Consider the following 13,598-nt stretch of genomic DNA (forward strand, 5'->3'; position numbering starts at 1 on the left):
TCTGGCCATAAATATTCCGGGGGGAGCGGCGAACCGCGGGTTCGCCGTGGGGGGCAGCGCCCCCCTCTTCTTCGCAGCGGGCAGCGCCCCCCTCCCCGGCACCCCAAGCTTCGGAGGTCCCTGATGCAAGCCGATTACGTCATCGTCGGTGCCGGCAGCGCCGGTTGCGCCATGGCCTACCGCCTGTCCGAGGCGGGCCATTCCGTCCTTGTCATCGAACATGGCGGCACCGATGCCGGCCCCTTCATCCAGATGCCCGGCGCGCTCAGCTACCCGATGAACATGAAAATGTACGACTGGGGCTACCGCACCGAACCGGAACCTCACCTGAACAACCGCCGCCTCGCCGCCCCGCGCGGCAAGGTCATCGGCGGCTCGTCCTCCATCAACGGCATGGTCTACGTGCGCGGCCACGCCCGCGACTTCGACCACTGGCGCGACGAAGGCGCCACCGGCTGGGGCTATGCCGATGTCCTGCCCTACTACAAGCGCCTGGAAAACTGGACCGATGCCGGCCATGGCGGCGACCCCGACTGGCGCGGGCACGATGGCCCCCTGCACGTGACGCGCGGCCAGATGGCCAACCCCCTCACCCGCGCCTTCATCGAGGCAGGTAGCCAAGCGGGCTACCCCGTCACGCCCGACTATAACGGCGAGCAACAGGAAGGCTTCGCCCCGTTCGAGATGACCGTCCATAAGGGCCAGCGCTGGTCGGCCGCCAACGCCTATCTCAAGCCCGCGCTCAAATCCGGCAAATGCGACGTCATCCGCGGCCTCGCCGGCCGCGTGGTGTTCGAGGACGGCCGCGCCATCGGCGTCGAAGTCACCCGCAAGGGCCGGCAGGAGATCATCCGCGCAAATGCCGAGGTGATCCTTTCGGCCTCCGCCTTCAACTCGCCCAAGCTGCTGATGCTGTCCGGCATCGGCCCCGCCGCACATCTCTCCGAACACGGCATCGACGTCATCGCCGACCGCCCCGGCGTCGGCGCCAACCTTCAGGACCATCTCGAGGTCTACGTCCAGATGGCCGCCTCCCAGCCGGTCAGCCTCTACAAGTACTGGAACCTGCCCGGCAAGGCCCTCGTCGGCCTCACCTGGCTTCTGGGGCGCACCGGCCCGGGCGCCACGAACCAGTTCGAATCCTGCGGCTTCATCCGCTCGGCGGCGGGCGTGGATTATCCCGATCTGCAATTCCACTTCCTGCCCATCGCCGTGCGCTATGACGGCAAGGCGGCGGCAGAGGGTCACGGCTACCAAGCCCATGTCGGCCCCATGCGTTCCGAGAGCCGCGGGCACGTGACCCTAAATTCCGCCGATCCCGCCGCGCCGCCGAAGATCTTCTTCAACTACATGAGTTGCGACAGCGACTGGCGCGATTTCCGCCGCGCCATCCGGTTGACGCGCGAGGTCTTCGCCCAGGACGCCTTTGCTCCTTTCTCGAAACACGAGATCCAGCCCGGCGCGGACATGCAGTCCGACGACCAGCTCGACGATTTCATCCGCGAACATGCCGAAAGTGCCTATCACCCCTGCGGCACCTGCCGCATGGGCCGCGCGGACGATCCGCGCAGCGTGGTCGACCCGCAGGGCCGCGTGATCGGCGTCGAGGGCCTGCGCGTCGCCGACAGTTCGGTCTTCCCGCGCATCCCAAACGGCAACCTCAACGCGCCCTCCATCATGGTGGGCGAGAAGATGGCCGATCACGTCCTCGACCGCACTCTTCCGGCAGACAACGCCCAGGCCTGGATCCACCCCGAATGGCAGACCGCGCAACGCTGAAGACCGCTCCGGTTTGATCCGCATCAAGGTGCGCGCCCCCGCGCGCGCCTAACCTCTCCTCCGACACGCGAACACCAAGGAGGACCCCCGATGTCACACACCCCGCACGAGTTGCACGACGACTTCCCCGACATGGCCGACCGCATCTCGGCGCTGAAAATCTCGGACGCGCATTTCGCCCGGCTGATGGAGGAGTATCACACCGTCAACCGGCAGGTGCACGCGGCGGAAACCAACGTGACCCCCGTCTCGCCCGCCGCCGAGACCGATCTGCGCAAGACCCGCGCCCGGCTCAAGGATGAGCTTTACGCGATTCTCACCGCCTGACCCGGTGCGTATGTTGAAATGGGCTTAATGCTCCGGGACGGGCTGGTCATTCGGGGCACGCGGACAGCGCACCGACGCGTTACAGATGGAAATACCGACGTGATACCGACGCCGATTCCGGGCCACACCCGGCGTTAACGAATCTCTTCAGAACTTGGTCTGATGCGCCGCCGGGGTCACCGCGCGGCGCTTCAGCACGGCCTCGCGCCAGCTGATGAAACTGACCGATCCCACGATCACCAGCCCGCCCAAAATCACCCACGGATCAAAGGGTTCGGCGAAAAAGGTCACGCCCAACAGCACCGCCCAGACAAGTTGCAGGAACGTCACCGGCTGGGTCACCGCCAGCGGCGCCGCCTGGAAGGCCAGCGTCATGGTGTAATGCCCGCCCGTGGCAAAGGCCGCCACACCCATCAGGATCGCCAGTTCCCACAAGGTCGGCGTCACCCAGTTGCTCAGCGCGACAGGCGCCAGTCCGATCGTCACGGTGATCGACAGCATCGCCACGACCAGCCCCGGCTGACAGCGGTCCGACAGCATCTTGGCCAGCAGATACGACCCGCCAAAGGCGACTGCCGTGAACAGCATGGCGAAATGTCCGTGGCCCAGGTCCCGAAACCCCGGGCGCAGGATGATCAGCGCCCCGATCAGCGCCACGACGATCGCCATGACCCGCCGGAGCGCCAGTTTTTCCCCAAGAAACAGCGCCGCGCCCAGCGTGACGTATATGGGCGACAGGTAGTTCATCGCCGTCACGTCCGCCAACGGGATCCGCGCCATGGCAAAGAACCACAGGCCCACCCCGGCCGAATGCGCAATGCCCCGCAAGACGAAAAGACCCCAGGTGCCGCGATCCAGCCGCAGACGGCTCAGCGTGCCCAGCATCGGCAGCAGAAAGATCAGCCCCAGCACATAGCGCAGGAACGCCGCTTCCGTCGCCGGGATCCGCGTGCCCAGAACCTTCACCATGGCGGTCACGCCGACGAACAACACACCGGTCACGACCATCCAGAAAACACCCCAGCCGGGCCGCGCATTCAACTCTGAACTCATTGCCGCATAAAGCCCCCGCCCCGCCGGGATGTCGAGCGCAAAAGCACGGGTGTTTCAGAGCGTGTTAACCCTTGTGCATGAGGATTGCGCCAAGGCAGGCCTTGTCGGCGGCGGCAAAATTTTTTTGAAAAAATTTTGCGCCCGGGGCCAAAGACGGCGCTCAGATCTTCTCTTGCGTGTACTTGCGCAACTCCGCCCGCGCCACCTGCCGCCGATGCACCGCGTCCGGCCCGTCGGCCAGGCGCAGCGTGCGCAGATGCGTCCACATCGCCGCCAGTGGCGTGTCCTGGCTGATGCCCTGCGCGCCGAACATCTGGACGGCCTCGTCCACGACCTTCAGCGCCACCTTGGGTGCCACGACCTTGATCTGGCTGATCCAGGGCGCGGCGGCCCGCGCATCGCCCTGGTCCATCATCCACGCGGCCTTCAGGCACAAGAGCCGCGCCTGCTCGATCTCCATCCGCGCCTCGGCGATGATATCGAAATTCGCCCCCAGCTGCGCCAGCGGCTTGCCGAAGGCCTCGCGCTGCAAGGCGCGGCGGCACATCAGTTCCAACGCCGCCTCGGCCTGCCCGATCGCGCGCATACAATGGTGGATACGCCCCGGCCCCAGCCGACCTTGCGCAATCTCGAACCCGCGCCCTTCGCCCAGCAGCAAGTTCTCCACCGGCACGCGTACATCCGTGAACCGGAAATGCATATGCCCATGCGGCGCGTCATCGGCACCGTAGACCTTCATTGGCCTAATCTTTTCAATGCCTTGGCTGTCTGCCGACACCACGATCATGGAATGCCTCTGGTGCTTGGGCTGGTCATCATCGCCGGTCTTGACCATGACGATATAAACCGCGCAGCGCGGATCACCCGCGCCCGTCGCCCACCATTTCTCGCCGTTCAGAACATACACGTCCCCGTCCCGCACACAGCTGAGCGAGATGTTCGTCGCGTCCGAGCTTGCCACGTCCGGCTCGGTCATCAGATAGGCCGACCGGATGTCGCCTTCCAAGAGTGGCGCCAGCCAGCGCGCCTTCATCTCGTCGGTGCCGTATTTCTGGAACACTTCCATGTTTCCGGTATCCGGCGCATTGCAATTGAACACCTCGGCGGCCATCGGCGTCTTGCCGATTTCCTCGGCGAAATAGGCGTATTCCACGGTGCTCAGACCCGCGCCGCCGTCGCCATCGGTCAGCCAGAAGTTCCACAGCCCCGCCGCCTTGGCCTGCCGCTTCAACCCTTCCAGGATCTCCGCCTGGCGCTCGGTATAGCTCCAGCGGTCGCCCTTTTCGATCTCCGCGTGATAGGGCGCCTCCATCGGCATGATCTCGTCGCGCACCATGGTCCGCACCCGCTCCAGCAGGTCGGCAATATGCGGTCGCATCTCGAAATTCATCTCTGTCCCTCCCCCGTGGCGGCGGCATCGCCCTGCCCGTGTGATGCCACGCCGCCCCGGCAGCGTCCAGCCACGTCCGTCAAATGTGCGTAAAACCGACACATTTGCGGTGTAGGCCCAGACCTGCTGATCGGCCGCCCGCCCCTGTCCTGTTGTGTTTTCGGGCGGTCGTGAGGCGCCATCCGACGCGTTGGCCCTAACAGCCGTCGCGGCCCAGCATCATCACCCAGATCCGCCCCGGCGCCTCGACCAGCGCGACGCTTTCCGCCTCGGGTGCCAGCATGTTCTTGCGGTGCCCCGGCGAGCCTGCCCAGCCGGTCAGGACACCCTCCAGCCCCCGCTGTCCCTTGGCGATGTTTTCCGCAATGAAACAAAAACGATAGCCGGCGCGACGGGCGCGGTCCGCGATGCTGCTGCCGTCCGATCCGCTATGGCTGAAATAGCCTTTGCGCGCCATATCGGTCGCGTGGGCTGCCGCGGCCCGTGTCAGGTCGCGCGAGACGTCCAGCGGCGCGCGGCCTTCCTTGGCGCGAAAGGCGTTGATCCAGGCCAAGGCGGCCTGGCCACGGTCGGCCACGTCCTGCCCGACCGCCGCCACGGGCGCCACGCCAATCAGACATGCCAGAAGGATCGCAGAAAGTCGCATGACTCGATCCTAGCCCGACCTGCCGTCCAGAGCCAGAACTCTCAGACGAACCGCGAGAGGATGTCCAGCGCCGCCGCGTGCTGTTGTTGGCCCGCGGCGGCCACGACCCGCCCCCCCTCATGCGCCGGACCACCGGACCAGTCGGTCACGATCCCGCCCGCGGCCTCGATCACGGCGATCGGGGCCTGGATGTCATAGGCCTTGAGCCCCGCCTCGATCACCAGGTCCACGTGACCACCCGCCACCAGCGCATAGGCATAGCAATCCAGACCATAGCGCGTCAGCCGCGCCTGGCCCGAGACGGCGCGAAACGCGTCCCCTTCGGCCTGTGTGCCCACCTCGGGAAACGTCGTGAAAACCGTGGCTTCGGCCAACGGGCGGTTGCCCCGCGTCCGCAGACTCCGTTCACCCTGCGGGCCGGTCATGACGGCGCGGCCAAACCCGCCTTCGAAGCGTTCCGCGATATAGGGCTGGTCGATCAGGCCATAGACCGGGCCGCTGTCGTCCGAGACCGCGATCAACACGCCCCAGGTCGGCGCCCCGGCCACGAAAGCGCGCGTTCCGTCGATCGGATCCAGCACCCAGGTCAGCCCGCTCTTGCCCGGTTTCGTGCCGAACTCCTCGCCCAGAATGCCGTCGTCGGGCCGGCGCGCCTCCAGCACGGCACGCATCGCTTTTTCCGCTGCCTTGTCTGCCGCGGTGACCGGGTCGTAGACGTTGTACGGATCCGCCTTGTTCTCGACGGCGATCCCGTCCACGCGGAACAAGGGCAAAATCGCGCTCCGCGCGGCATCGGCCAGCGCGTGCGCGGTCTTAACGATTTCTGAATTACTGCAAGCCATCCTACCCTCGCCCCGTGTCACGCGGCTTGGATAAACGGCTTGTCAGATCATCTCAAGCAACGTCGCTCAGAACCCTGGCCAGGTCAAAAAGGCGGCGACGCTGATTTTCCGGAATGGCGTAATACGACCGGATCAGGTCCAGCGCTTCCTTGTCGCCCAGAAGGTCCGCCGGTATCATGTCGACGTTGTCCTTGTCGCCATCTTCCTGGTCAAGGCCTTCGAAGAAAAAGCTGACCTCGACATCCAGGGCATCGGCAATGTCCCAAAGACGCGATGCGCTGACGCGGTTGGCGCCGGTTTCGTACTTCTGGATCTGCTGAAATTTAATTCCAACGCTTTCGGCAAGCTGCTGCTGTGTCATGCCGACAAGCCAGCGCCGATGGCGAATTCGTTTTCCGACATGCACGTCTACGGGGTGCGGCATGGGTAATCCTTTCCTCATGGTCCGGCACGGGCTTCAATACTACCCCGACCAGGCGTTCATAAAAATCCGGCCGCGCATCCCAGCGACACTAAGCAGAAAATAAGCGGCAGGTTTCTGTATAGCAAGAAGTATTGCACCCCGAATAAGGGATCGGTCCCTTATACCTACAATCTAAACGGGCAGATACTGCTTTCGTATAGTCCCGACACAACCAGTGGAGGCAATTTGACTTTGAATCCGGTAATCGTTTATCCGATCAAGGTGCCGGGCCAGTCCCGGCTTTTGTCTTGGGAGGCTGGCAATGCGCGCGTTCCGTATCGATTCGCATGATACACCTGCGATTCTCAAAGAAGTTGCGCGCCCGGCTCCCGGCGCGGGCGAAATCGGCATCCGTATCAGCGCCTGCGGGTTGAATTTCGCCGATCTGCTCATGCTGAAAGGCGAATATCAGGACACTCCCCCTCTCCCTTTCACCCTTGGCATGGAGGTGGCCGGTACGGTCGAGGCATTGGGCGACGGGGTCGAGGGTCCGGCGATTGGCAGCCGTGTCGCGGTGTTCGGCGGTCAGGGCGGGCTCGCTGAATACGGGTGTTTTCCGGCCGATCGTGCTGTCCTGCTGCCTGAAACGATGAGCTTTGCCGATGCCGCTGCGTTCCAGATCGCCTATGGCACCAGCCACGTCGCACTGGACCACAAGGCACGGCTGCAACCGGGTGAAACGCTTCTGGTGCTGGGCGCCGCCGGCGGCGTCGGTCTGACGGCTGTGGAGATCGGCAAACTGATGGGTGCGACCGTGATCGCCTGTGCCCGCGGCGCCGACAAGCTGGAAGTCGCGCGCAACGCCGGCGCCGATCACCTGATCGACGCGGAAACCGACGAGATCCGCGAGGCTTGCCGCGCCCTGGGCGGTGTCGACGTGGTCTATGATCCGGTCGGCGGGGACCAGTTCAAATCCGCCATGCGCGCCTGCCGCCCCGAAGCCCGCATCCTGACCATCGGGTTCGCCAGCGGCGAGGTGCCAAAGATCCCGGCCAACCACCTGCTGGTCAAGAACATCTCGGTACTGGGGCTGTACTGGGGCGGATATCTCGGCTTCCGGCCGCAGGTCGTGACGGACAGCCTGACGTGCCTTTTCGACTGGTATACAGAGGGTCGCCTGAAGCCCCATATCAGCCACGTGCTGCCGCTGGAGAAGGCTCAGGACGGTCTGGACCTGATGAGCACACGCAAGTCCACCGGCAAGGTCGTCGTCACCATGGATTAGGCCATCGTGGTCATGCCTGGCGCAAAAGCGTCGGCGTGGCCGCCCGGAACCCCTGGCGCACAAGATCCGCCAGCTGACGCGTGATGTCATCGCGGTTGGCCGCCCCGTACATATTGATCTGGTGATATCCCAGATCCGGCAACGCCCCTTGCGCGTTGATCGCCTCCTGGTGCGGCGGGATGCTGGTTTCCAGCAAGGCGCCGACCGCCAGATCGGCGCTGATCAGCGCCTCGACAGAGCGGTCCTCGTCCGACTCGATCGCCAGCTCCCAGTCGATGCCCGCCGCATCCAGGCTGCGCAACACCGTGGTCCGGAAGATGCAGACATTGCAGAATCCAAGCCGCAGGGGTCGTTTGCGCCACGCCTGCCCGCCCAGCGCGCCGACCCATTTGAGCGGCATTTCCGTCAGGGTTTCGCCACCGGGGGTCAGGGCCTTTTCGGTGGTGAGGATCAGATCCACCTCACCTTTCTTCAGCGCTTCGTGCAATCGCATCGTGCTGGAGGATTTCAGCGCCACATTAACCCGCGGAAAGATACCGCTGAACGTCTTCAATACGCGGGGCACCACCGGATAGACGATGTCGTGCGGAACGCCCAAGGTCAGCTGCCCCTCATAGATCTCGTCCGACAGGCGCCCCACCGCCTCGTCGTTCAGGTCGACGATACGCCGCGCATAGGTCAAAAGCTGCTCGCCAGAGGCCGTCAGCGCAATCCGCCTGTTACTGCGGTCAAGCAGTTCGATGCCCAGCATCTCCTCCAGCCGCTTGAGCTGCATCGACACCGCAGATTGCGTCAGGTTCAGCACCTGCGCGGCGCGCGTGACACCGCCTTGCTCGGCGACTTCAAGGAACGATCTCAAGGTCGTCACGTCCAGATTCCTCATGCATCACACTCCTTGATGGTACCTTCGCCAAACATTCATTTTCAAAATATATCCACACATGCAATTTACATCAACACAATTCATGAAGCGCCGTGCTTCATCACGAAAACTGAAAGGAGATCGCCATGTCCACCCTCTCTCGCCGCCGCCATGGTCCGTTTCGCACCAGCCCCCGGCCCAGCCTGTTTGACGCGCTGGACCTTTACCGCCAGCGCCGCGCCCTCGCCCGGCTCGACGATCATGCGCTTGACGACATTGGCGTCACCCGAGAAGAGGCGGACGCCGAGGCGCGCCGGCCTTTCTGGGACATTACGCGTCGCTAAGACGTGAACCGACTGTTTCTGCGCGGTTTCCGTCCGGATTTGCTTGAAAAAGGCCGTCTGGCACCCGATATTCTCTGCAAACCCCTCGTCGGGTTTGAAATGGGACACTTACTCGGAGGCTTTAATGGCTCAATTCGACACGATCCGGACGGCAACAGGTGCGCGTACCGCCGCGATCGACGAAGGCTTGCGCGCCCACATGAACAAGGTCTACGGCACCATGTCGATCGGCATGTTGCTGACCTTCGCGGCCGCTTGGGCCGTGGGCAACAACGCCGCGATGATGGAAACGCTGTTCACGGGTTTCACCCGCTACATCGTGATGTTCGCGCCGCTGATCATGGTCTTCGCTTTCGGCGCTGTGATCAACAAGCTGTCGGCGGCCGCGGCTCAACTTTTCTTCTACGCGTTCGCCGCGGTGATGGGTGTGTCGATCTCTTACATCTTCGTGGTGTTCACCGACTTCTCGATCGCACAGGTCTTCCTGGCCACGGCGGCAGCCTTTGCCGGCCTTTCGCTCTGGGGCTACACCACCAAGAAGGACATCTCCGGCTGGGGCAGCTTCCTGATCATGGGCGTGATCGGCCTGATCGTGGCGTCGATCGTCAACATCTTCATCGGATCGACCGAAATTATGTTCGCGATCTCGGCCATCGGTGTTCTGATCTTCGCCGGCCTGACCGCGTATGACACGCAGTCGATCAAGAACGAGTATCTGGCGCACGCCCACCACGGCGACAGCGAATGGCTGGGCAAATCCGCCATCATGGGCGCGCTGCGGCTCTATCTGGACTTCATCAACATGTTCATGATGCTGCTGAACCTGCTGGGCCAACGCGAATAAACGCCGATAAACACACGACAGACAACGGGCCGGTCCTTGCGACCGGCCCTTTTCTTTTGACTGTGCGGAAAGCCGGCGATACCCACCCCGTCCCGGGCGTGACCCGGGACCTCGTGGTCAAGACCAGACCGCTCCTAGCTGAAGACGCACCCCACACGTCCCCTAAAAGCAAAAGGCCGCGCCCTTCGGCACGGCCCGTTCAGCAATCTGGTCAGGCAGATCTTACTTGATCTTGCCTTCCTTGTACTCGACATGCTTGCGCGCGACGGGGTCGTATTTGCGCACCGACATCTTCTCGGTCATGGTGCGGGCATTCTTCTTGGTCACATAGAAGTGGCCCGTGCCGGCGGTCGAGTTCAGGCGGATCTTGATTGTGGTCGGCTTCGCCATGGGTATCTCTCCTGCGGCGAGGTGTCAGCCACCCCGCGAAATTCGTCATGAAGCCCGCCTTTTATACGCGCGGGCCTGCATGTCAACCGGATTCTCCCCGCCTCAGTTCGAGCTGATGCGCGTGGGCATACGGTAGAAATGATGCACGCCGATGGTCGTCGTGCGGGCGAAGGTCCGAGACCATTTCGGACGCACCGCCTTGGTGTGATAATGCGTCGCCCCGTCCGTCAGCTGACGCTTGGCGCCCTTGACCATGAGATAGGCCACCTTGCCGGCCCGCTCGAACGCGCGCTTCTCGTTGATGCGGTCACTGTAGCCATCGCAGGTATAGGTGAACTGGCACTGGTACTTGCGCCCGGTGCCCTGGTGCACAACACCGCAGATCGTGTCGGGAAAGCGGGCGCTGTCGACGCGGTTCATGATGACTTCGGCAACTGCGAACTGGCCCTTCACGCTTTCGCCGCGGGCCTCATGGTACAGAGCTTCGGCCAGGCAGCGCCATTGCTCGCCACCCGATTGGGCCGATTGCGCAGCCAGCCAGCTGCGCGAATACGTTACGTCCACGCCCGGTCGCTCCATGTACCGCGCCACCATGTCCTCGGGAATCGAGTTCAGCACGCGGTTCTCGTGCGCGTAAAGACGGTTGATGTCCTGCTCCGCCACGGCGGCGGTTCCAAGCACCATCAAGAATATCGTTGCGAGAGATTTCAAGGCTCGCCTCCTATCAATTAAGACCCTACGGGCCCGTCAAGTCGCAAGCGCCTATAGCAATAGGTTCATTCCGTCCAGCCTGCGGCAGGTCAAGGCAGCTATGCACCAGGGTGATCGAGGTGAGACCGGCAGTGTTCTGCCACAGATATGGCGGCGATCCGCCCGCCGCCTACCCGATCTTGTCCTTCACGGCCAATTGTGCGGCAGCTAGTCGCGCCACCGGAACGCGGAAGGGCGAACAGGACACGTAGTCGAATCCCGCCGTGCGGCAAAAGGCAATCGATTCGGGGTTGCCGCCATGCTCGCCGCAGATCGACAGGGTCAGGTCAGGGGCCACTTCACGCCCCCGCCGCGCCCCGATTTCAAGCAATTCCCCCACCCCGTCCACGTCCAGCACGTGAAACGGATCCTCGGGATAGACGCCCTGCTGCACGTAATGCGACATGAACCGCCCCGCGTCGTCGCGGCTGAGGCCATAGGTCATCTGCGTCAGGTCGTTCGTCCCAAAACTGAGGAATGACACGAGCGGTGCGATTTCCGCGGCTCTCAGCGCGGCGCGCGGCGTCTCGACCATCACGCCCAACCGATAAGTGAAATTGCGCCCGGTCTCGCGTCGCACCGCATCGGCGACGTTGTCGACATTCTGCCGGACCAATTCGACCTCGCGCATGGCAGACACCAGCGGGATCATGATCTCGGGCACGACCGGGTCGCCCTCCTTGCTGGCGGCGACCGTCGCCTCGAATATCGCGCGCGCCTGCATCTCGTAGATCTCGGGCACCGCGATGCCCAGCCGGACACCGCGCATCCCCAGCATCGGGTTGTACTCGCCCAGCGATTCCACGCGCTCGGTCACGTCCGCCACGGGCAGGTCCAGCGCATCGGCCAGTTCCCGGATGCCCTCGCGATCCGCGGGCAGGTATTCATGCAGGGGCGGGTCGAACAGCCGGATGCAGACCGGCATCCCCGACATGATGCGGAAAAGGTCGATGAAATCCGCGCGCTGCATCGGCAGAAGGACCTCCAGCGCCGACGCACGATCCTCGCTGGTGTCGGCAAAGATCATCTCGCGCATGGCCACAAGGCGGCTGGGCTCGACGAACATGTGCTCGGTCCGGCACAGCCCGATGCCCTGCGCCTTGAAGGTCAGAGCCAGCTCGGCATCGGCTTGGGTGTCGGCATTGGCCCGCACCTCGATGTCGCGCACATCGTCGGCCCAACTCATCAAGGTCTTGAAAGCCTCGTCCCGCGCCGCCTCCAGCAGGCGCGGCTCGCCGGCCAAAACCTCTCCGCTGGTGCCGTCGATCGTGATCTGGTCACCCGATTTCAGGCTGCGACCGTCCGGGAAGGTCAGCCGCTTCTGCTTGATATGAAACGTGATGGCCGACGCCCCGACCACGCAAGGCGTGCCGATGCCGCGGCCGATCACGGCGGCATGGCTGGTGATCCCGCCACGCTCGGTCAGCACGCCGGCAGCAGCGTGCATCCCGCGAATGTCCTCTGGGCTGGTCTCGCGCCGCACAAGGATCGCCGCCTCGCCGCGCGAGTCCGCCGCCTGCGCCTCCTCGGCGCTGAACACGATCTTGCCGGTCGCGGCGCCGGGGCTGGCAGCGATGCCCTTGGCCAGCACGTCGCGCTTGACCTCGGGGTCGATCTGACGGTGCAACAGCTCGTTCAGCGCCCGCGGCTCGATCCGCATGAGCGCTTCTTCGCGCGGAATGATGCCGTCCTCGGCCAACGATACGGCAATCGCCACAGCCGCGCGGGCATTACGCGCCACGCGCACGCCGTCCAGCAGATAGACCTCGCCGTTCTCGATAGTGAACTCGGCCTGCATTTCCTCGCGCAGCTTTTCGCGCATCAGCTTGGTGCATTGCTTCAGCCGTGCAAAGGCCTCGGGTGCCAGCTCTTCCAGCGACGGACCGCGCGGGTCCTTTTGAAGATAAAGCGCCTCGTTGGCGGCCTTCAGCGCCTCGCGGCCCTGGCTCTGGCTCAGGTAGCGCCCGGTGCAGCGCCGGTCGCCCGTCACGCTGTCGACCAGCTGCATCACGCCCGATCCGCACTCGCCTTCGCCCAGCCCAAGCGCCATTTCCTGCACCACCAGGCCCAGCCCCGCATCCGCCGGCGCGCCCTTGGCCTGGCGCAAGAGCCGCGCCGTGGTTCCCTGCCATGCCCGCGCCATAGAGCGCAGCACGCCCAGAAGCTGCACCTTGGCATCCTGAGGAAACTCTTCCTCGACCTCGTCCTCGTAGGCGGACAGCGCCTGTCCCACCGCCTTGACGGGGTCCTCGTCCAGCGTGTCGAACATGTCCGGGTCGGCCCGCGCCACGTGAACGGCGTAGGACTGTACGAAGCGCAGGTACAGCCGCGCTGCCGCCGGCTTGCCGATGCGGTCGGACAGATCGACGTAGCTCGCGTCGTTCATCCCGATGTTCAGAACCGCCCCCGGCCCGCCCCAATCGGGGTCTTCGGACGACGGCCGCACGCAAAGCAGGGCCATGTCGCCGAACGGGTCCAGCAAGGACGCCATGTCCGGCACCTCGCCATCCGCGATCCACCTGACCGCGTCAAAGGACAGCGCCACCGTGCGCGGCACGGGCAAGTCCAGCCGGACCAGCCGTTGCAGACACTTGGCCCGCCCGCCATGCGTGGGAATCGCGATTGGCGCGTCGGGAGTGATCAGCGTGATATGTTCCGGGCCCTGCTGCACTGCGGCATTCCT

At 64.2% G+C, this 13,598-nt stretch carries 14 protein-coding genes; 5 read left to right on the forward strand and 9 right to left on the reverse strand.

The genetic code is table 11. The annotated features are described in order from the left end of the window. The first annotated feature begins 123 nt into the window (after positions 1-123). The gene (gene betA / locus XM53_RS11650; protein WP_057793486.1) at positions 124-1,779 is read left to right on the forward strand and encodes a choline dehydrogenase; all 1,656 of its coding nucleotides are present in this window, start codon (positions 124-126) and stop codon (positions 1,777-1,779) included. Between the two features lie 90 nt (positions 1,780-1,869). Beyond that, complete coding sequence (locus tag XM53_RS11655) at positions 1,870-2,106, forward strand: YdcH family protein (RefSeq protein WP_057793488.1); 237 nt, start codon at positions 1,870-1,872, stop codon at positions 2,104-2,106. 147 nt (positions 2,107-2,253) lie between these two features. Here the strand turns inward: XM53_RS11655 and XM53_RS11660 are convergent, their stop codons facing one another. From XM53_RS11660 to XM53_RS11680, 5 genes are all read right to left on the reverse strand, one after another. Further along, the gene (locus tag XM53_RS11660; protein WP_057793490.1) at positions 2,254-3,159 is read right to left on the reverse strand and encodes a DMT family transporter; all 906 of its coding nucleotides are present in this window, start codon (positions 3,157-3,159) and stop codon (positions 2,254-2,256) included. 160 nt (positions 3,160-3,319) lie between these two features. Continuing rightward, a complete protein-coding gene (locus tag XM53_RS11665) occupies positions 3,320-4,549 on the reverse strand; it encodes an acyl-CoA dehydrogenase family protein (RefSeq protein WP_057793492.1) in 1,230 nt (409 codons plus the stop codon). 196 nt (positions 4,550-4,745) lie between these two features. Beyond that, a complete protein-coding gene (locus XM53_RS11670; RefSeq protein ID WP_082630956.1) occupies positions 4,746-5,195 on the reverse strand; it encodes a CAP domain-containing protein in 450 nt (149 codons plus the stop codon). Positions 5,196-5,236: 41 nt separating this feature from the next. Beyond that, a complete protein-coding gene (hisN, locus tag XM53_RS11675; protein ID WP_144435521.1) occupies positions 5,237-6,037 on the reverse strand; it encodes a histidinol-phosphatase in 801 nt (266 codons plus the stop codon). A gap of 52 nt (positions 6,038-6,089) precedes the next feature. Next, on the reverse strand, positions 6,090-6,461 hold the full coding sequence (locus tag XM53_RS11680; RefSeq protein ID WP_057793495.1) for a helix-turn-helix domain-containing protein: 372 nt from the start codon (positions 6,459-6,461) through the stop codon (positions 6,090-6,092). 301 nt (positions 6,462-6,762) lie between these two features. Between XM53_RS11680 and XM53_RS11685 the strand changes: the two genes are divergently transcribed. Further along, the gene (locus tag XM53_RS11685) at positions 6,763-7,725 is read left to right on the forward strand and encodes an NADPH:quinone oxidoreductase family protein (protein WP_057793497.1); all 963 of its coding nucleotides are present in this window, start codon (positions 6,763-6,765) and stop codon (positions 7,723-7,725) included. Positions 7,726-7,735: 10 nt separating this feature from the next. Here XM53_RS11685 and XM53_RS11690 read toward each other — a convergent pair whose 3' ends face one another. Continuing rightward, positions 7,736-8,608, reverse strand: a complete 873-nt coding sequence (locus XM53_RS11690) for a LysR family transcriptional regulator (protein WP_057793499.1) — start codon at positions 8,606-8,608, stop codon at positions 7,736-7,738. A gap of 125 nt (positions 8,609-8,733) precedes the next feature. On the opposite strand from XM53_RS11690, the gene XM53_RS11695 reads away from it, so the two are divergent. Together XM53_RS11695 and XM53_RS11700 are read left to right on the forward strand one after the other, a co-directional pair. Further along, on the forward strand, positions 8,734-8,931 hold the full coding sequence (locus XM53_RS11695) for a DUF1127 domain-containing protein (RefSeq protein WP_057793501.1): 198 nt from the start codon (positions 8,734-8,736) through the stop codon (positions 8,929-8,931). 124 nt (positions 8,932-9,055) lie between these two features. Then, positions 9,056-9,775 carry a Bax inhibitor-1/YccA family protein gene (locus XM53_RS11700; protein WP_057793503.1) on the forward strand — a complete coding sequence of 240 codons (720 nt, stop codon included), beginning with the start codon at positions 9,056-9,058 and terminating at the stop codon, positions 9,773-9,775. A gap of 222 nt (positions 9,776-9,997) precedes the next feature. Here XM53_RS11700 and rpmG read toward each other — a convergent pair whose 3' ends face one another. The 3 genes from rpmG to XM53_RS11715 all read right to left on the reverse strand — a co-directional run bounded on the left by rpmG (position 9,998) and on the right by XM53_RS11715 (position 13,586). Further along, the gene (rpmG, locus tag XM53_RS11705) at positions 9,998-10,165 is read right to left on the reverse strand and encodes a 50S ribosomal protein L33 (protein ID WP_050927593.1); all 168 of its coding nucleotides are present in this window, start codon (positions 10,163-10,165) and stop codon (positions 9,998-10,000) included. A gap of 102 nt (positions 10,166-10,267) precedes the next feature. Next, positions 10,268-10,876 (reverse strand): cell wall hydrolase, encoded by a 609-nt coding sequence (locus XM53_RS11710; protein WP_236544477.1) that lies wholly within the window; start codon positions 10,874-10,876, stop codon positions 10,268-10,270. A 169-nt stretch (positions 10,877-11,045) separates the two neighbouring features. After that, complete coding sequence (locus tag XM53_RS11715) at positions 11,046-13,586, reverse strand: putative PEP-binding protein (RefSeq protein WP_057793507.1); 2,541 nt, start codon at positions 13,584-13,586, stop codon at positions 11,046-11,048. Positions 13,587-13,598: the final 12 nt, after the last annotated feature.

This window comes from Roseovarius atlanticus, assembly GCF_001441615.1.
In the GTDB taxonomy this organism is placed as follows: Bacteria; Pseudomonadota; Alphaproteobacteria; order Rhodobacterales; family Rhodobacteraceae; genus Roseovarius; species Roseovarius atlanticus.